A 20,411-nucleotide genomic window follows, 5' to 3' on the forward strand; every position below is an offset into this window, starting at 1 on the left:
TTGAGGTTTAAGATTATGAAAATTGTTGGTGATTCTGAGCACTTTCAGCAACCGTATGACAACGATGAAGAATACGTCAGCCGTACTGGATTTAAAAAAGAAAGTGAAGAAGCGCAGGCGTTAGGCATGCGTTTGGTGGCATTAAGTAAAACTCAGTTAGACAGAATGGGACTAGATGAGTTTTTGTACGATGCGGTGTTAAAAAGTAAAGTGATTAAGCAAAAAACAGAAGCTTATCGCCGTCATTTGCAGTATATAGGCAAATTAATGCGTAACTATGATCACGAACCTATTGCCGCTGCATTAGATAAAGTATTGAATAAAAACAACAATGAAGCTGGGCAAATACAGCTGTTTGAAAAAATGCGCGATCGCTTACTTAATAATGGCGACACTGAAATTCAAACATTGATGGATGACCATCCACAACTTGATCGTCAAAAGTTACGTCAATTTGTGCGCCAAGCTAACAAAGAGCTGACCCAAGGCACTGAGTCTAAATCAGCCAAAGAACTGTTTAAATATTTACGCAGTGAAATAACTTAGTCATTTTTGGCTGGGATGTTATCAAACAGACTGAGTAGTAAGCAGCAATATACTTTAGATTCTGAATAACAATAGTACTAGGATGTTACCCATGCGAATAATGACATTGAGTCGCTGTATTCCATTTTTTTGCTTTATCTTTACTTATCAGCGGTTGCAATGGCGCCGCTGATGATACTGAAACAGGAACAACCACTGAAGATTATGCAATTAGCTTGAGTTTTCAGGCTATAGTGGATGGAAAATGTAATGATGCTACTAGCCAGCAATCATTTTATCTCAATGAGCAATTTTGTGCGGTTGCCACCCTCAAAAATGGCAACACTGTCGCATCGGGACAACTAGTTGAGTTTGTTTTACCTTTTGGCAGCGCCTCACCTGCCTCAAAGCTAACAAACACCAATGGCCAAGCAAGTTCTATCATTAGCTCAACCGTGACCAATGCGGGTGAGTTAAGCGTACGATTTACCCCAGCCAATAGCAGTGTGGTGAGTGCCAGCCGTAACTTCGAGTTTTTAGCCTTAAGCACAACAGCCCCTACAGAGTCTGTCACTATTGCCGCCAGTATTGCCCATGCTGCGGGTACAGTTACACGCTTTAAGGTTGATCAGGCAGTACAATTACAAGCCACCTTACTAGACAGCAATAACCAAGGTATCGCAGACCAATTGGTGACCTTTGCAGCAGGCAGCGCCAGCTTAGCCCCCGCAGCGGCATTAACCAATAGTAGCGGTAAAGCTGTGGTAGCCTATACACCAAAGCACACTGAATTGGGTGCTAGCACGTTAGTCGTCAGCACCAATTACCAAGGTAAGGCTGTTACCGGCTCAAGTTTTTATGAAGTATTATCAGCAGATGAAGTCACCCCCACAGGTTTATTAAAAATGGGCCGCTGGGTATCTAATACTGAATTTTATGAAGGTGAGCTGAGTACCACACTACCCGTTGATTCTAACGGTATTTATCAAGTCAGCGCCGGTGGCACATTTGGAGTAACGGCGACTATTGTTACTGATAATAGCGACGGTACCTTTAGTCGTTTACAAACACCCACTAGCGTCACGTTTAGTTCTGACTGCTCAGCGAACAACAAAGCCAGTTTAGATTCCCCGGTAACCACTTTATCAGGCAGTGCTGGTTCGACGTTTTCTGATACCAGCTGCAGTGGCAATAGTGAACGTAGTGACCAAATTATTGCCACTGCTATGGTAGGCACCACTGCATTAACAGCAAATATTGATTTCACCTTAAGCCGCCAAACGCTAGCCAGTCTTAGTTTTATCTCAGCTGAGCCCGATCAAATTCGAATTAAAGGCGCCGGTGGTACTGGCTCAAGTGAATCATCATTAGTGACCTTTATGGTGACCAGTGCCAATGGCCAACCAACCGCGCAGCAAACGGTTAACTTTAATCTTGATACGGTTATAGGCGGCCTCAGCTTTGCAAATGGCCAGCCAACAGATAAAAGTATTACCAATGCCCAGGGCTTGGTTAGTGTGCGAGTTTTATCGGGCACTGTACCTACCCTGGTACGCGTCGTCGCTAAGGCGACCGATATTGATACCAATGAAATCATTACCAGTCAATCTGAGCAGTTAACCGTTAATACTGGATTACCGCAGCAGCTTGGCTTTAGTATTTCTCCCTCTGAATATAATCCTGAGGCGGGCAGTCAAAATGGTAAACAGGTCACTATTACTGTCTACGCATCAGACAGCTTTGGTAACCCTGCCCCCGATGACACTGTGGTTAACTTCACCGCAGAAGGCGGCCAAATACAGCCTTCATGTTTAATGCAAGGTGGCAGCTGTAATGTCACTTGGACATCTTCAAACCCACGCGTAGCAGATAACCGCATTACGATTTTGGCTTATGCTTTAGGTCATGAAACCTTCTTTGATACCGATGGCGATAATATGTTTGGTGAGGAAGATGGCGGCGCAATTGCACTAGCTTGTTTAGACATCAACAGTAATCCTGCGGCCTGTACAGGCAATGGTATGGACATTGAAACCTATCACCCAACTGGTTTTGTCGATTTAGGCGATGCCTTTAGAGATGATGATGAGACCGGGAGTTATACCCCAGGAGAAAAATTCTTTAATGCATCGGCAGGTTCAAGCTACGGTGGCCCAGACACTCAATTTAACGGCCCACAATGCCTGCGAACTGACGGTATATGTGGCACAGATCAAGCCAATAAAACCTATATCCGTAAAGCTTTTGTGCTCACCATGTCAGGTTCTACTGCGGTGATGCAATTTAACCAGGATGGCACGCCGTTAAATGCTAACTTTAGTAATATAACGCCTATCGCTGCTAATGGCCGTTCAACATTTACCATTAAACTTACCGATAATGCCAATCAAATATTACCAGCCAAGACAACCGTCAATGTCACTGCGACTGAAGGCGAGGTATTATTTAGCGGTTATACCGTGCCTAACCGCACACTTGCCGATGGTACTCACACTTCATTCATATTAAAACATGCCGGCGTAACAGGTGTAAGCATAGTCACAGTGACGGCCACAACGCCTAGCGGTATTGAAACAAAAGTCAGCTTTAATGTGACTTTGCTGTAGTCCGCATTGTTCAATCAGACAACGGTTTTCTTAGCAAAATCAGTTGTTGAACTGATGATTTAAAACACTATTTTGCCACGATTACACAACATAAAGCCCACTTAAGTGGGCTTTTTTCTTGGCTTTTAGTGACAACACGATACAATACCCGCAACAGGGCTAGTTATTTCGAGTTAAATGATTAACTCACTCAAAGGAATTGAAATGTATAAAATTCTACTTATTACCATTTTCAGCAGCTTACTATTAAGCGCATGTAGCAATACCCCACCACCGCCAATTGTGGCACAAAATAAAACGGTCGTTATTGAAGGCCAGACTATCGTGTTAGGTGGTCAGTATGACCAGCAAAAAAATAAGCTTCAGCTGATGATTAACGGCGAAGTGTTAATGCAAGGTAAATTCCCACCTTACACACCAACTCAGAACTTAAAAGCAACTTATAAAGATATGTCTTTTGCTGGTGAATGTTATTTTGGTTCAGTACTGGGTGATCAAGGCGGATCGTTTGGTATTGTTGCAGGTCTAGTTCAAGCGGCTAAATCTAGCACTGCTGATAAATGTGAAATGTTCATCAACAATGAGCCTGTTGACGTTCTATTCTTCTAGCCAATACGGCTTAAATTAATCGACATGGCCCTGTTAATTAATTTTGCTTAGTTCATTTTGTCTATTTCGAATCCCAATCAAGGCGAATCCGCTAAACACCACAAACATCAACCACATTTGTAGCCATTGTGGCATTATTGCCGACCAGTCAGCCCCCATTTGATTCAATTTAAGCATGCTATTGATAGCCGGAATAGCCGGAATAACCTGTGACACCCACACGAGTGGCTCGGGAATTAATGCTATTGGCCACACAAAACCGGCAACAAACAGAATTGGCATCGATGACAGTAAAAAGATTTGCGTAGGCAAGTCTCGCCAGGTAAACAAACAACTCAGTGCAATACCTGCTGCGCTAGTGGCCAATAAAAATGGCAGCATCATTAGCGCTGTTTCAGCCAGAGAGCCGAGTAAACTGACCTGATAAGCATAAAAACAATAACCAATATAAAAGCTGCTAAACACACTATAAAGACTGACAAACATCGCCATTCTCGCGCTGAATATCGCCATAGGCGAAACTTGCTGCCAGTAGCCTTTATTACGCCATTGCCCCGCCCCTAAAATAGCAGTGCCAATGAGTAATGTTTGATGCAAAATTAATAAAAACAACCCCGGCACGACATAGGGCGTATAACCCAAACTGGGATTAAAAACAGGCACAGCATTAATATTAACCGAGTTAATGCTTTGTTCGGCAAGTGCAGGATTTTCGCCACGGGCTAATAAACCAATCAATTGCACTTGCTTGCCAGCATCCATACCCGCCGCAACTAAGCCTTCAGCAACGGCTGAGTAAATTAAAAAGTAACTGGCATCACCGCCATAACTTAAGGTAACGCCTTTACCTAATAATAAATTGCGTCTAAAGCCATCGGGAATAACTAATAGGCCGTGGGCATGTCCCTGCTGAATCAGCTGCTTCGCTTCATCAATACTATTAGCATGGGCAACAATATCAATTTTAGCACTGGCATCAGCATGACGGGTTAACATGCGACTCAGTGAAGAGTTGTCATGATCCACCACCACAATGGTTTGCTCTGTAGGGACTTGATGCAAATAAGGCAGCGGATACAGCACAGAGTAAAATACCACGCCACCAAATAGGGTCACCACAATGGCTTTATCGGCTAATAATGCTCGCCATTCGGCAAAATAAAGCGCCCAAAATGTCATATGACCTCCTGCTGCGAAGATGCTCTGTCATTCAAATTGCCTGCATCAAGTGAGTCATCTACCGCTTTAGGGGCAAGATGCCATAAACCCATGATTAACGGAATAACCAAAATAAACATCCAGTAGGAAGATAATTGCTGCAGAACTAACATGCTGTCTGCGCCGTAGCTCACTACGCTAACATGGGAATCAATATAATGGCTCGACGGCATTAACAAACGCCAGTATTGAGCCAGCTGTGGCATTTCATTGACCGGAAAGGTTATGCCCATAAAAGCAAATGCCGGAGCAAACAGTGCAGTGCAAAAACTGACACAACGCGCCGAATCCTTCATTAGCAAGAAAATTAATGTCACTAGCAACCATAACGCGATAATCATTACGGCCTGGGCGATAATAAGTACTCCTAATGAGCCCGCATAAGGTAACTGTAAATATTGGTACAATAACAACAAAATAAAACTACTGTGCAATAACATAATAGGTAAAAACACGGCGCACTTAGCCAATACTTTTATCCATAAATCCTGCGGTAATATCACTTGGTTATTAATGGTCATTAACTCTCGATTTAGCGTATTAGAAAACACCATCATCGCCAATAATTGCCATAACGCGATTAACACTGGCGGCACGAGAAAACCAACATAGTTATTATTGCGGTTGAACAAAGCTGTGGTTTGACTTGATACAGGCGATAGACTGACGGCTATGCTGGCATGATTAACGCCGCTCATTAATAGCTTTTGTTCAGCACTTTTTAATAGTCCAGCGCCTAAACTCATTTGTATTTGGCTAGATAATAGTTTGCCCACCAGCAAATATTGGCTGTTATAACGAATATCGATTGTGGGAGATTTTGATGTTAGTAATTGGTATTTAAACTGCGACGGAATAATCACAATGGCGTATACCTTAGCTTCGCGCATGTCATTCACCGCTTGATCTAACTGCCCATATGACTCTAGCTTCATTACTGAATTAGCTGCCATTTGGCGGGTGAGCATTCTGGAAATTTGGCTATTATCTTGATCAACAATCGCAACCGGTAATTGCCTTGGTAATCCGGCGCTGAATAACCACCACAAGCACAATACACTCACTATAGGAATGTAGCTTACTAGCGCTAACTGCCAGGGCGATTGCCACAGTGCTCGCCACTCTCGCTTAATAAAAGCCATCATGGTTAGCCTGTTTACTCAGCGTCGTATTGATACAATACCGACATACCGACACGAAGATCGGCTATTGGCGTTACTGGGGTTAATTCAACCTCAAAGGTTCGCATATCAAAGTCATGGCCACTTTCTGTTGAACGCCAAGTGGCAAAATGCCCCATAACGCTGACATGATCGACAGTAAAGTCATAGGTTTGCTGTAAAGCAGGCAGAGTCAGCTTGACCTGTTGTCCTTGTTTAAAATCGACTAATTGATCTTCTCTGACCTGCAGAATTGCCCAGGCATCTTGCATATCAATTAAGCTCACAACAGGAAAACCACTTGGGGCTAACTCACCCGGTTGCAATAACACTTCGCTGACCTCGGCATTTTTTGGCGAACGCATTTGGCTGTCGGCCATAATGGCGTTGACCTCACGTACCGCACCTTCGGCCATACGCGCATTACCCGCTGCAGCGGCCTTGGTTTCTACCCGCGCGCCCTCTTGTGCCATTTGAAACATAGCTTGGGCAGCTTGCTGAGTATATTTTGCCGCTTGCCATTGTGTATAAGCTTCATCACGTTTTTGCCTAGCGACTACGCCTTCAGTGAATAGATTCTCTATCCTTTGATAAGTCGCGTACATCAATTCAGTCGCAGCTTTGGCTTTGCGCCATTGCTCTTCTGCTGCGGTAATTTCTTGTTGTCTAGCACCATTTTGCGCTTCAGTTTGCATCGCTTTCGCCGCATCTCTACCGCCCTCAGCCTGCATTAATTTTGCATCCAGCTCAGGGCTGCTAATGGCAAATAACAAATCACCTTGGGTGACTTTATCACCGCGGCGAACCATGACTTGCTCTACCCGCCCAGGCACTTTAGACGACACATTATATTCACGCGCTTCAATTTGCCCCTGTAGTGTTTGCGGTTTAGGCGTATAAGCCAGCCAAAGGCCATAGGCTAAAAATGCCCCAAGAAAACATAACGCGATGACCGCTAAAAACTTATTTACTCGCATTATTTTTGCTCCTGTAAAGTAACAACCTGACTGGTTCGTGCAATAAACTCATCTAACTGACCACTAATCGCCATCAACTTGGCGTAAGTTTGTAAGTAGCGATATTTAGCGCCTAATTGCTGGGTTTTAACAGCGGCTAATTTAAGTTCGGCATCGACCCTGTCAATAGATGTCGATAGCCCTTGGTTAAAGGCCAGTTCACGTAAACGTAGATTTTCTTCGGCGAGTGCCAATGAGGTGTCTAATGCATCGATTTCCTCAATCGCTTGCATCATTTGACGATACTGCTGTTCAACTAGTAAACTTAAATCAAGTTGGGTTTGTGCCTTAGTGTGCCTAGCTTGTAATAAGGCACTTTTGGCAGCTTGTACCTTGCCACTGTGGCCGTCACGGCTTAATAGTGGCACCTTTATGCCAACACCTACCATCCAGTCAGGTTCCACCTGCGAAAATAAGCTGTCATCTTCATATAAGGTGTAATTGCCGTAGAGAAATACCGTTGGGTAATAACTGCCTTTCTCTAAATCCACTAGACCATTTGCTTGCACTTCTTTAGCCTCCAGCAACTTTAGCGCCGGATGAGTCGATAAAGTTAATTGGCTAATGCGGGATAATGCCGGCTGAGTGTTAAGGGTAAACAAAGCCGATGTCGGTGATACTTGGCGCTGGTGCATCATGCTGGCTAAGGCTATTTCGGTCATTTCATATTGACGCTTAGCACGGGTCCAATTAACTTTAGCATTCTCTAATGCAACCTGGGCATTTAAGCGTTCAACTTTAGCTATTTGGCCTTGTTGCTCTAATTTTCTTGCATGCTCTGCATGCATAGTGAGGGATTCAACTAACTGATACTGGGTATCAGCCAACGCTTGTGTCACTGCAACCGCGTAATAACGATCAACTAACTGGGTGAATAAATCACGCTGACTTAATGCTAGTTGCTGTTGCTCTTCTACAACTTGGGCGGCTTGAATACCTTGCGCTGCGGTAATTCGACCACCGGTATAAATTGGCCACATTGCTTGTAAACTTGAGCGAAACACATCTTGTTCAGTAAAAGGAGTCACAAACGATGACGCTGGCATAGTAGCTAATATACCGCCGATAGCGGGCGGCAATTGCGCTGGATCAAGGCCTGCTATTGGATTTAAGTCCATTAAATCTAGCTCAATTGGCTTTTCTAAATGAGTATAAGAGCCAGCAATATCGACAGCAGGATAGTTTAATGATTTACCCGCATCTTGCTTCGCTTGGGCGCGATTAACTTGCTGTTGTTTGGCTTGTAGAGTATCGCTAACGGTTAATAAGTTTTGCCACGCCTGCTTAAAGCTCATGGTTGGCGAAGCTTGCGTGGATAAAGCTTGTGTGGGCAAAGCTTGAGTTTGAGTAATATTGCTATCAGTCGCTTCGTGAGTATGGGGAGTATTTTTTGGCAGTGAGATTTGTGCCGCATTAACATAGTTTATGCTGGCCGCCAGTAACATAATTATCGCCATGATGGCACTGAACAAACGGGTCTGTGTTGAAGTCGCGCAAACTTGCTGTGAGCTAATCTTTAATTTCATGTCGTTCATCACCATGTAGAGTTTTTACTCTATGAATATAAATGAATTATAACTGACTCTTTGGTTACTGCCACTCTCTTATGGCTATTGATGTTAAATCTGTGCTGTTAACGGCTTTGAGGCGTGGTTTATGTTTAAGTCTTACACCTGAATGTAACGCTAAGCTTAAGTGCTAACGGCTAAGCTTAAGTGTTCAGGTTAAGCCAGAATGGTAACAATTAAGCTTGCTGCAATGAAAATGTCCCACCTCAACATCATAATGTTTGCGGAGGGACATAAGTACTGGCTAATAAAGATTAACTAAGCGGTACCACCAACGGTGAGTTTATCTAACTTTAATGTCGGCTGACCTACGCCCACAGGCACGCTTTGGCCGTCTTTACCACACACGCCAACACCTTTATCTAACGCAAGATCATTACCCACCATAGATATCTGGCTCATGGCTTCAGGACCATTACCAATTAAGGTGGCACCTTTAATTGCTTTGGTCACTTCACCATTTTCAATTAAATAGGCTTCAGAAGCCGAGAACACAAATTTACCAGAGGTAATATCCACCTGACCGCCGCCAAAGTTAGGCGCATAAATGCCTTTTTTAACTGATTTGATGATGTCTGCTGGATTAGATTGACCCGCTTCCATATAGGTATTGGTCATACGCGGCATAGGCAAGTGTGCATAGGATTCACGTCGACCGTTGCCGGTAGACTTTTCACCCATTAATCGAGCATTCAGCTTGTCTTGCATATAGCCTTTTAAGATACCATTTTCAATCAAGGTGGTTTTTTGCGTTGGCACACCTTCATCATCAATACTTAATGAACCACGACGATTTTTTATGGTGCCATCATCAACAACGGTCACTAAACTTGATGCAACTGACTGACCTATTTTGCCACTAAAAGCACTGCTGCCTTTACGGTTAAAGTCACCCTCTAAACCGTGGCCTATTGCTTCATGTAGCAATACTCCAGGCCAACCATTGCCAAGTACCACGGTCATTTCACCTGCGGGGGCATCAACGGCATTAATATTCACCTGTGCCTGGCGTACCGCTTCACGGGCGAATTCAAAGCTGTGTGGCAACCCAGCATCGTCTGTGGTTAAAAATACGCTGTAATCGTGTCGACCACCGCCGCCGGCACTGCCGCGCTCACGTTTGCCGTTTTCTTCTAAAATAACACTGCAGTTAAAACGCACTAATGGACGCACATCAGCCGCTAAAGTGCCATCACTGGCTGCAACTAAAATTTCTTCATGCACCCCAGATAAACTGACTACGGCTTGAATAACTCGGCTATCTAAGCTACGAATATATGCATCCGCTTGCTTTAATAATTCAATTTTTTTAACTTCATCCATCGCTGCGATAGGGTCTGCACTATCGTACAGTTGAATGGTTTTAGTGCGACTAAAGGCTTTGACTTTATGCTGTTCACCGGCAATCGCAATGCCGCGGGCTGCTCTTGCCGCCGCATCTAACGCAGCCAGGCTAATTTCATCAGCATAGGCAAAACCAGTTTTTTCACCGGTAATGGCACGCACACCTACGCCGCGCTCGATATGAAAACTGCCTTCTTTAATAATGCCATCTTCTAGTACCCATGACTCATGGCGACTGCCTTGAAAATACAGATCAGAGAAGTCAATTTGATGTTGGTGAATAATGGCTAAATAATCTTGCAGGCCATCTATTGTCAGTTCACCTTGAAATAAGCTTTGCTCAACTTGCGATAAAAAAGGCATTCATATTCTCTTTATTCAATCTAATCAACCCGCAGCTTCTATTTAGCCAGCGCGGGAGCAATAAAACGATTATGCCCTAACACAGGCATTTGTTGGCGAATTTCTGTTATTTGTTTTAAATCTATCTCGGCTTGCACCCAACCTAAACCTTCTGGCAGTTCGGCAATGATTTTACCCCAAGGGTCAACAATCATGCTGTGGCCCCAGGTTTCACGGCTACCTTGGTTATGTTGGCCCCACTGCCCTGCACCCAGCAGATAACATTGAGTTTCTATCGCCCTAGCCTGTAACAATACTTGCCAATGCGCCTCTCCAGTCACTTTAGTAAAGGCTGAAGGTAATGCAATGATATCGGCTCCAGCTAAGCGCAGCGCGCGAAACACATCGGCAAAACGAATATCATAACAAATGGCTAAGCCAACTTTACCAAAGGGAGTGTCGACAACCGTTATACGAGATCCCGGATGAAAGGTATCACTTTCGCGGTAAGTCTTAGTACCATCGGCAACATCTACATCAAATAAATGCAGCTTATCGTATGATCCTAGAGTCTCACCACTGTCACTGAACAAGTAACTGCGACTATAAACTCTATGATCATCTGCGCGCATTGGAATGGTTCCGGCGACCATATAAACCTGATGCTTTTTAGCTAAATCGGCTAATGCTTGCTTAAGCTCTCCGTTGTCATCAGTGCCCGCATATTGTAATTGTTGCGACTCATGACCGCCAAACAACAAACTGCATTCAGGTAACACTACCAGCTGCGGTTGTGAAGGCTGTCGAGGTAATAAATTAAGCTGCGCGTTGATAAAAGCCAGATTGGCTTGAACGTCTCGACTGCTTTGACACTGTAACAAACTGATTTGCATAACTGTCCCTTTTCAAATATCGCAGATTACTGACATTAACACCAGGGGCGGTTAATGATTTATCGCCGGTATCGCTTTCTAATTTAGTGTCAGCGTCTTTGGTGGCTGGCGCTTGAGGCACGGTAATATTCGCTTTATCCGTTGATGACGGTTTCTGTGCCGCTTTATCATTGGGAGCAGCATCTTTAGCACTCGGAAAAATACCCTTTTCACGTAATATCGATTCTGGAATAACAATCTCTTTGCTTTTGCGCTCTAGCTCTTGTAACTCAGGGTTATCCATAGTGCCGTTTAAGCGAAATCGAATTTCAGAAATAATCTCAATGACAGGCTCTAATACTTTGGTCAGGGCGAAAGCGCCAATCCCTAATGTCCATGCACTGGTACTTAAAAATACCACGGTTGGTACACTGGATGCCAACTGAGGCATAAAGCGGATGTCGTAATTTAGACTTTGAGTGGTTAAGTCTGTGTAGCCGCGCACTTTCATGTTACCTGCCACAGCATCCATTTCAGTGTCGGTGGTTTGAACCACGCCATCTTTAATGTCTAAATTACCGGTAAAACTATTAAAATATAAACCTGAGCCAAACACATCTGAGAAATCAAATGACAGTTTGCGTAAAATAGAATCTAGGCTGAACAATGAAAATATTCTCGCTCCTTTGTCACTTATTTCAGATAAATGCCCTTTACCCATATCAAATTTAATCTTGCCATTTAGGGTTTCAAGCGAAAAGTTATAAGGTGCACCTTGCCATGAAAAATCACCCACCAATCCTAAAGGTGCATCTTGTAAACCCGGATTAATGCCTAACATAGTCGATAAATCATCAAATTTATCGGCATTTAATTTAACATCAAATTGGGTCATAGTGCCTATGCTATTTTTTGTCCACGCGCCTTTCGCCTGTAAACTAACATTAGACACAGGATGCGTTAATGACACAGTTTGAAAGCGATAGCCTTGATCATAAGGGTTGGCTTGCATTTGCAGATGACCTAATTGCATATCAAACACTTTAAAGTCGTCAACATCAACAGCCAGCGGTGGCAAACTATCAAGTAAAGTGTCGGGGCTATATTGTGCATCTTGGCTGTCTTTTACTGCGGGTGATAAATGCAGTTTATCTGCTACAATTTTCAGCCCTTGCTCACGCCAGTTTTTATAAAAATCGACTCGGCCATCAAACTGGGTAGAGGTGACATTAAATCGCCATACTTCATCTACCGGATTGGCTATCACTTTTAGCTGTTCAAAATTTTGTGCCAACAAATTGAACTGACTAATACTGGCATTAATTTGTTTCAAAGTGGGAAAAGTAGACGGTGATACTACCAATGGGCGACTTGGGTTTAAATTTGGGGCAGAACTCGCATTAGCATTAGCGTTTACTGCAGCATCGGCGTCAGATGCAGTAAACCCGCTAATAATTGGCAACCACTCGCTAAAATTGGCTTGCTTAATGTCAATATGAATTGTGCCATCTTGCTGGCTCAATTTGTCACCAAACTTAAAGTTTCGGCCTAACATTAAGTCATAAAACGGCAATGCGCTACCGTCTTTATTACCTAAGCCCCCCCAAAACTCCGCTTGGTTACCCAGCTTAACATTCACGGTAATTTGTTTGTTATCACCCGCTATGTTCGTCGACAGTTTTTGCGGCTGTTCAACTGTTTTAGCAAAGGGAGCGGGTAACGAAAAACTGACCCCTTGAAGGTCTGTTTCTGCTTGGGCTCGCAAACTATAACCTTGATCACCAAACATCATCCTTAACTGGCCAGCCCAATCAAAATCACCTTGGTAATAGTCACTCAGTGGATGATTAAAAGATGCAGGTAAAGAGGCAATATCCACATGCCCGCTAAAGTCGACGTCTAACGCTAACTGACGGCCTTTTTCTTTAGTGGCAAAGCTAAATTGCAGCGGCTGACCAAACAGCTTAGCTTGTAAGTTTTTTCCTGTGACTAAGTTATTTTCAAAACTTAAATCACCGTTAACTTGGGTTAAGTTAACGCCAGGGTGGCTAATAAACACCGGATTATTATCGAAATAAACAGCGCCTTTAATTAACGGTTTTTCACCTTTAAATAACGGGATCGACAAATCCAACAAAGTATTAAGATCTTGCTTTACTTGTACGACCGCAAGAGTGGAACCTACACTGGATTTTAGGGGTGAGGCATTAATAACTTGCACTGCCGCTTGTGCGTCCATCAGTAAATCAGCTTCGACCCGCAACAAAGACTTAGCGCCGAGTTCAGGGATCCACACTTTAGCGCCATCAACAGCGACTTGACCTAATTGACCTGAGTTAATCGTGAGGTCCATTAGCTTATTTTCAAAAAAAGCATTTAAATCTAATTGCTTTACCGCAGGCCAATCGGGCTGAAACTTAAACTCTGCTTGGTTAATATTGAATTCAGCTTGAAATACCCCGTCAAAATCCACATAGGGATACCGATTAAACGCGCCTCGCCACAGCACATTCGCCTGTTCAATATGCCCTGCCTGTAACCCACTTTTCAAATACTCGACCAGATTGGGTGACATCGCCATTAAAGGAAAGTAATAACTGGCTTTAGTCACATCGGTAATATCAAGATTAGCCGCTAATGCCATATAAGGATTATCGGCAAAATGAAGGTTAAGCGCTGCCTGTAAACGAATATCATCATTATAAAATGTAATATTGGGTGCAGTTAAGCGCATATCACTTAAGTTAAAACTAACCGATAACGCCTGACCTGTTAACTGTAAAGGCTGATTAAAACCACCTGCGAAATCAATTTTGTAGTCTTGCTCGGGCAACTCAGCCTTGAGGGTATTATTTGCCCAAGACAAATGTAAATCAATAGGACTTAACCCTGGCACCTGCTCAAACGGTTGCCATGCTAGCTGACTTAGGCTGGCTGATGCCACCCAAGGTTTATCTTTGGCTTTATAAAGCTTAATAGGGCCTATATCGCCCTGCACATTAGTATCACGCCACAGCAACACATCGTCATGGCCTACGCTGGGGATCAACGGTAGTAACGGGGCAAGATTATTTAAGTTAATTTTATTCAGTTGACCAAATAATTGCGCATTGTGATACGCCAGCGATAAGCTCAACTCAGGCCAAGTTTGTTGATTTGACTCTATCACTAACTGATGACTTTGAACCTGCCATCCTTGAGGGGTATTTAGCCAGGTGAGTAAACCGTCTTTAATATCAAAGCGTTGTGTACTGGGGGCTGCAACTGCATTCTGCGTTATATCAGACGCTTTATCAGGTTGTGTATTCGATGCTACATCGATACTGATGCCTGAGGATACTGGAGTGTTAGGGCGTTTATCATCCCACTCTAGCCAACTTGGTTTAAATATTAGCTGGCCATCTTGAATATTACGCTGGGCAAAACTGAACCAAGCTTCAAAATTAACTACGCCCTGAAAACTGATATTATCTAAATCGCTTGATGGATTGATATGTCTTGATGCCCACTCTCCGATATCGAGTGCGGCGGCGGCAATATAAATATCACCCTTTATCGATTCTGGCTTATAGCCATTACCTTGTAATGCAATTTGTAATGATAGCGACTCTTTATCAGATGCTTGATCATCAACAAATAAACTCCCTTCGCCCCAGTGCTCGTCGCCTTGATTAAGCCAAACGAGGTTTTCAATAAAAATAGGCCGAAATTGATGTAAAGAACTGTTCAGTTGTACCGAAACATCATTAACAGAAAAGTGACCTAATTGTTCGAGTAAAAAAGCATACAACCAATCCATATTGGTTACAGGTGTGGATGAGGTGGCTTGATTGGATAAATTATCGACATCGATTGCGATACGGACTTTATCAAAGCTAACTGTTTCTATTTGTGGCGCTAATGTCAGTAATGATTGCCAAAAATCGAGTTTGATATTGACCTGTTCACTGACTAAGGTCATCGGCAGATTAGCTTGCGGTGGTAACACCAAATTAGTGACAGTTAACGCTGGACCATAGGCTTGCCATTTTGCTGACAATTCCTCCATCTGTAGCGTTACACCATAGTTTTTTTCCACGTAAACCAGTATTTCTTGGCGCACCTCTGGAATATGGGGCAATAAGCCACGGATAAGACTGACACCCAGCGCAAAAAGTACTAACAAAATGGCTAATACTTGTAAGCTGGTGCGTCCAATCGTTGTTAAACGTGCTAACCACACTACATCATCACCACATCATATTTATTCTGGGTGTACAAAGGTTCATTTTGCAGGCGAATACGTTTACCGATATACACTTCAAGCTCAGCTAATAAATGACTTTCATCACCACTGAAGCTCATATATACCGCTGGTGAACAATACAATAAAAACTCATCTGCCTTGTATGCTCGATTGAGACGAATGATTTCTCTGAAAATTTCATAGGAGACGGTTTCTACGGTTTTCATTGACCCTGTGCCTAAACACGCAGGGCACTCCCCACACACCACATGCTCTAAGCTCTCGCGGGTGCGTTTACGGGTCATTTCCACCAGGCCAAGCCCTGAAAAACCACTGACACTGGTTTTTACTCTGTCTAACGCGAGTGCGGCATTTAAACTTTCTAATACCCGAGCTTGGTGATCACTACTCAGCATATCAATAAAATCGATAATGATAATGCCGCCTAAGTTCCGTAACCTGAGCTGCTTAGCGATAGCTTGAGTGGCTTCAAGATTAGTATTGAAGATAGTTTCTTCAAGATTGCGATGCCCAACAAATGCACCGGTATTAATGTCGACGGTTGTCATGGCTTCAGTTTGATCGATAATCAAATACCCGCCGGATTTAAGCTCAACCTTACGCCCTAAAGCCCGCTGAATTTCATTTTCAACATCGTACAGTTCAAAAATAGGCGCTGGACCTTCATAAAGCTCAATTTTTTGCGCAATTTCAGGCATAAACTCCTGTGCGAATTGCTGTAGCTCCGCAAAAGTGCGTCTAGAATCGACTTTAATATTGTCAAGATCCGTGCCGACAAAGTCACGAATAATGCGCACTGGCAAGGCTAAGTCTTGATACAGTAAACACGCACCTTTGCGCTTACGGCGCTCACTGACTTTGGCCCACACTCGACGTAAAAAAGCCGCATCTTGCGCCAGTTCGTCTTCACCTATATTTTCAGCCGCGGTGCGAATAATAAAACCGCCATCTTCATCGACATAGGGTAAGGTAATATTCTTCAGGCGGGCGCGTTCCTCCTCAAGCTCAATCCGTTGTGATACACCCACATGGCTTGAACCTGGCATAAAGACTAAATAACGTGACGGTAAGGTGATGTCTGTGGTTAACCGAGCCCCTTTGGTGCCAAGTGGATCTTTAACCACTTGCACCATAATATCTTGACCCTGGCGGACAAGTTCAGCGATATCACGCACGACAAAGTTGCCTTTTTCAACATCGGCAACACATTCGGTGTGTGGCACTATGTCTGAGGCATGTAAAAAAGCGGCTTTATCTAAGCCAATATCCACAAAAGCGGCTTGCATGCCGGGTAACACTCGGCTGATTTTACCTTTATAGATATTACCGACCAAACCTCGCTTCATGCGGCGTTCAATATGCACTTCTTGTAACACACCATGTTCAATTAAGGCTACGCGCGCCTCTGTTGGTGTGACATTTATCAGTAATTCCGATCCTTTCTTACGCTGTGCTTTGATATTCATAAGCCACCAGTATTCAGGTCACATGCTTGCTCTTGTTCAATTTAATGATGAATAAGAGATCCCATGAAAATTTAAAATAATTTGTGTGTTATCGCTGTGCGAATCATTACGCTAATAGCTAGATTAACGCTTGAGCCATTAGCTGCATTAATTGTCGTGTTTCCACTAACGGCAAGCCAACAACAGCAGAATAACTGCCTTTAATTGACTCGACAAAACAGCCTCCAAGTGCTTGAATGCCGTAAGCTCCGGCTTTATCCATTGGCTCTTGAGTGGCGATATAAGCATCAATTTCTGCATCGGTAATATGGCAAAAAGTCACATCGGTAACACAAAGTCGACTATACGCATGTGTACCATCGGTCATTGCTACACCTGTCATCACTTGATGGGTATGACCTGAAAGTTGTCGTAAAATATGTTTAGCATCAGCTGCATTTTGCGGTTTACCTAAAATCTTTCCCTCAAGTACCACAGACGTATCAGATCCTAACACCTTGGCATCGGTTAACGTTGGCACTAATAGTAAACCTGCTTGCGCTTTTTCTAGCGCAAGACGAACCACATAATCTGCAGCAGGCTCGTTCGCTAGTGGGGTTTCATCAATATCAGGAGACACTTGCTCAAAGGAAAAGTCCGCAATTGAAAATCCGGCCTGGGCAAACAATTGTTTTCGTCTAGGTGAAGTAGAAGCTAAAACCCAAGTCATTTGAATTATACTCTCTTTAAAATCAGGCTCTAATGAACAGCTACAGTATCAAAAAATCAATTACGTTAACATGAACCAACTAGTGTACTTTATACCTACGGCGAACATTTCTGAGTATCCAAAATACCCACCACCAAATTAGTACGCTTGAAAATGCGGGTAAAAACATATCTGTTTTGAAAGGAGTTTTGCCAACAAGCACATACTCAGCCCAATAAACCACAAAATGATAGATGCAAATAAAGACCGCTATAAGCAGTGTTTGTTGCCAGCGGGGAAAATTACGTAAGCGTTGAAAATGTAGCACGACCACATAAGTTACAAGTGCGAACGCTAACCCCCGAATCCCTAAAGTTGCACCAAGTAATACATCTAGTAATACCCCTAATACCCAGGCAGTCAAAATACTATAACGATACGGCAATGCCATTGCCCAATATATCATGACCATCAACAGCCAATCGGGACGCCATGCAGCAACTACATGTGGCAATGGCATAATTTGGAACATCATGCCAATGAATAAAGTAATCCAAACGACCACACGGCCATTGGGTATGTGAGCACTCATTGTCTCACCTCTGTGGTTGACTGTGCCTGAGTTGATTGCACAGGAGTAGATTGTGTTTGAGTTTGTTGTGCTTGATTAGGCTGCACTTCGCTTGAAGGTATATGCTGCGTCCCGTTAACGGAAGCTGGATCGACAGCCCCTGAATCAATCGCCGCATCGACACCATCATTAATACTATCAGGCTGTAAAATAGGCCAAAAAGGTTTATCATCAACTTCACCAGGCCAGATTAATAACACATAACGGATACGATCCAAAGCCGCTAACGGTTGAGCAGTTATGACTGAATAACTCTGGCCATCATCCCGTGACACTGCCGTCACTCTGGCAACAGGGTAGCCTTCAGGAAAACGGTTACCGAGCCCAGAAGTCACCAATAAATCACCTGCAATAATATTGGTACTTTTTGCCACATGGCGTAATTCAATTTCATCAATGTCACCAGTACCATTGGCAATAGCACGTACATCATTACGAGTTACACGCACTGGGATACCATGGCTAGTATCTGAAACTAATAGCACCCGACTGGTTAACTCACTAACCTCGATGACCTGACCAACAACCCCTTTTGCATCAACGACAGGCTGCCCGACAAAAACACCGGTTCGTTGACCATGATTAAGTACCACCAACTGACGAAATGGGTCGCTAGCAACTTCCATCACTTCTGCAACCACTTTGCGTGAGTCCATATGTACTGGCGATCCTAAAAGTGCTCTTAAACGAACATTTTCTTGGCGTAAATGTTCAAAACGTTGTAAACGCTCTGACATCAATAATTGTTGATCCATTAAAATTTTATTTTGTACCGCCAGCATATTGCGGGTAGCAAGAGCCTCTGCAGACCAATCAAGCATCATGCCGGGGACATTGGCTAAATATTGTAATGGACTTAATAAAGAGGAAAGGGATTGGCGCACAGGCTCAAGGCGATCGTTGCCTACAAATAATACCACCGACAAAATAATGGCCAGTGTCAGACGAAATTGATGGGAAATACCACGAACAAAAATTGGTTTCATAAAAAATTAGGCGGCAAAGCCAAATAGTCCTTCTTGCCAATGGCCAAAAGCTAATACACTTCGCCGCTTAATGAGGGATGATTAGCTCTCTTCAGAGAACAAATCGCCACCATGCATATCGATCATTTCTAACGCTTTACCACCGCCACGTGCAACACACGTTAGTGGATCATCAGCTACCATGACTGGAATACCGGTTTCTTGCATTAATAAGCGATCTAAATCACGAAGTAACGCGCCACCACCTGTTAATACCATACCGCGCTCGGAAATATCTGACGCTAATTCTGGTGGTGATTGCTCAAGGGCTACCATAACCGCACTGACAATACCCGATAATGGCTCTTGCAATGCTTCTAAAATCTCGTTGCTGTTCAACGTAAAGCTTCTTGGTACGCCTTCAGCCAAGTTGCGACCGCGCACTTCGATTTCAAGCACTTCATCACCTGGGTAGGCAGTACCAATAGAGTGCTTAATACGTTCAGCGGTAGCTTCACCAATTAAAGAGCCATAATTACGACGAACATAATTAATGATGGCATCATCAAATTTATCGCCGCCAATGCGTACCGATGATGAATACACCACACCGTTTAATGAAATGATCGCCACTTCAGTAGTACCACCGCCGATATCGACAACCATAGAGCCGGTTGCTTCTGATACGGGTAAGCCTGCACCAATTGCGGCAGCCATAGGCTCTTCAATTAAATAAACCTCGCGAGCACCTGCGCCCATCGCCGATTCACGTATTGCACGACGCTCAACTTGCGTTGCCCCTACAGGTACACAAACGAGTACCCGTGGGCTTGGACGAAAAAAGCTGTTGTTATGCACCTGTTTAATAAAGTGCTGTAACATTTTTTCTGTTACATAAAAATCTGCGATTACGCCATCTTTCATTGGACGAATAGCTTGAATATTGCCAGGTGTTCGGCCAAGCATTTGTTTTGCTTCAGTTCCGACTGCTGCCACTGATTTGGGCCCGTTACCATTTCGTTCACCACGAATAGCAACTACGGAGGGTTCGTTTAGCACGATACCTTCATCGCGAACATAAATAAGAGTGTTTGCCGTACCTAAATCGATCGATAGGTCGTTAGAAAAAATGCCGCGCAGCTTTTTGAACATGTA

General features: G+C 43.6%; 15 protein-coding genes. 3 read left to right on the forward strand and 12 right to left on the reverse strand.

Translation table 11 applies throughout. The features are described 5' to 3' along the window. Positions 1 to 15 precede the first annotated feature (15 nt). The 3 genes from yjgA (at position 16) to L0B17_RS00385 (ending at position 3,740) form a co-directional block, all read left to right on the forward strand. Complete coding sequence (yjgA, locus tag L0B17_RS00375; RefSeq protein ID WP_235086812.1) at positions 16 to 546, forward strand: ribosome biogenesis factor YjgA; 531 nt, start codon at positions 16 to 18, stop codon at positions 544 to 546. Between the two features lie 146 nt (positions 547 to 692). Further along, positions 693 to 3,131: an Ig-like domain-containing protein gene (locus L0B17_RS00380; RefSeq protein ID WP_235089943.1), complete on the forward strand. Its 2,439-nt coding sequence runs from the start codon at positions 693 to 695 to the stop codon at positions 3,129 to 3,131. A 204-nt stretch (positions 3,132 to 3,335) separates the two neighbouring features. Further along, a complete protein-coding gene (locus tag L0B17_RS00385) occupies positions 3,336 to 3,740 on the forward strand; it encodes a hypothetical protein (RefSeq protein WP_235086814.1) in 405 nt (134 codons plus the stop codon). 33 nt (positions 3,741 to 3,773) lie between these two features. On the opposite strand, the gene L0B17_RS00390 is transcribed toward L0B17_RS00385, so the two are convergent. From L0B17_RS00390 to L0B17_RS00445, 12 genes are all read right to left on the reverse strand, one after another. Beyond that, positions 3,774 to 4,919 carry an ABC transporter permease gene (locus L0B17_RS00390; RefSeq protein ID WP_235086816.1) on the reverse strand — a complete coding sequence of 382 codons (1,146 nt, stop codon included), beginning with the start codon at positions 4,917 to 4,919 and terminating at the stop codon, positions 3,774 to 3,776. Next, entirely contained in the window at positions 4,916 to 6,103 is a 1,188-nt protein-coding gene (locus L0B17_RS00395; protein WP_235086817.1) for an ABC transporter permease, read from the reverse strand. The genes L0B17_RS00390 and L0B17_RS00395 overlap by 4 nt, the downstream gene beginning before the upstream one ends. Positions 6,104 to 6,114: 11 nt before the next feature. Beyond that, entirely contained in the window at positions 6,115 to 7,095 is a 981-nt protein-coding gene (locus L0B17_RS00400) for an HlyD family secretion protein (protein ID WP_235086819.1), read from the reverse strand. After that, positions 7,095 to 8,429 (reverse strand): TolC family protein, encoded by a 1,335-nt coding sequence (locus tag L0B17_RS00405; RefSeq protein WP_235089944.1) that lies wholly within the window; start codon positions 8,427 to 8,429, stop codon positions 7,095 to 7,097. Before L0B17_RS00405 ends, L0B17_RS00400 begins: the two co-directional genes overlap by 1 nt. Before the next feature lie 531 nt (positions 8,430 to 8,960). Next, positions 8,961 to 10,409 (reverse strand): metalloprotease TldD, encoded by a 1,449-nt coding sequence (tldD, locus tag L0B17_RS00410; protein ID WP_235086821.1) that lies wholly within the window; start codon positions 10,407 to 10,409, stop codon positions 8,961 to 8,963. Positions 10,410 to 10,447: 38 nt separating this feature from the next. Beyond that, a complete protein-coding gene (locus L0B17_RS00415) occupies positions 10,448 to 11,281 on the reverse strand; it encodes a carbon-nitrogen hydrolase family protein (protein WP_235086822.1) in 834 nt (277 codons plus the stop codon). Then, entirely contained in the window at positions 11,205 to 15,482 is a 4,278-nt protein-coding gene (locus tag L0B17_RS00420; protein ID WP_235086824.1) for a YhdP family protein, read from the reverse strand. Before L0B17_RS00420 ends, L0B17_RS00415 begins: the two co-directional genes overlap by 77 nt. Beyond that, complete coding sequence (gene rng / locus L0B17_RS00425) at positions 15,482 to 16,972, reverse strand: ribonuclease G (RefSeq protein ID WP_235086825.1); 1,491 nt, start codon at positions 16,970 to 16,972, stop codon at positions 15,482 to 15,484. Before rng ends, L0B17_RS00420 begins: the two co-directional genes overlap by 1 nt. 118 nt (positions 16,973 to 17,090) lie before the next feature. Beyond that, positions 17,091 to 17,681, reverse strand: a complete 591-nt coding sequence (locus tag L0B17_RS00430) for a Maf family protein (RefSeq protein WP_235086828.1) — start codon at positions 17,679 to 17,681, stop codon at positions 17,091 to 17,093. A 79-nt stretch (positions 17,682 to 17,760) separates the two neighbouring features. After that, complete coding sequence (gene mreD, locus L0B17_RS00435; RefSeq protein WP_235086830.1) at positions 17,761 to 18,252, reverse strand: rod shape-determining protein MreD; 492 nt, start codon at positions 18,250 to 18,252, stop codon at positions 17,761 to 17,763. Beyond that, positions 18,249 to 19,277, reverse strand: a complete 1,029-nt coding sequence (gene mreC / locus L0B17_RS00440; protein ID WP_235086832.1) for a rod shape-determining protein MreC — start codon at positions 19,275 to 19,277, stop codon at positions 18,249 to 18,251. The genes mreD and mreC overlap by 4 nt, the downstream gene beginning before the upstream one ends. Before the next feature lie 81 nt (positions 19,278 to 19,358). Next, positions 19,359 to 20,408, reverse strand: a complete 1,050-nt coding sequence (locus L0B17_RS00445) for a rod shape-determining protein (RefSeq protein ID WP_235086834.1) — start codon at positions 20,406 to 20,408, stop codon at positions 19,359 to 19,361. Positions 20,409 to 20,411 lie beyond the last annotated feature (3 nt).

The organism is Shewanella sp. OMA3-2, from assembly GCF_021513195.1.
In the GTDB taxonomy this organism is placed as follows: domain Bacteria; phylum Pseudomonadota; class Gammaproteobacteria; order Enterobacterales; family Shewanellaceae; genus Shewanella.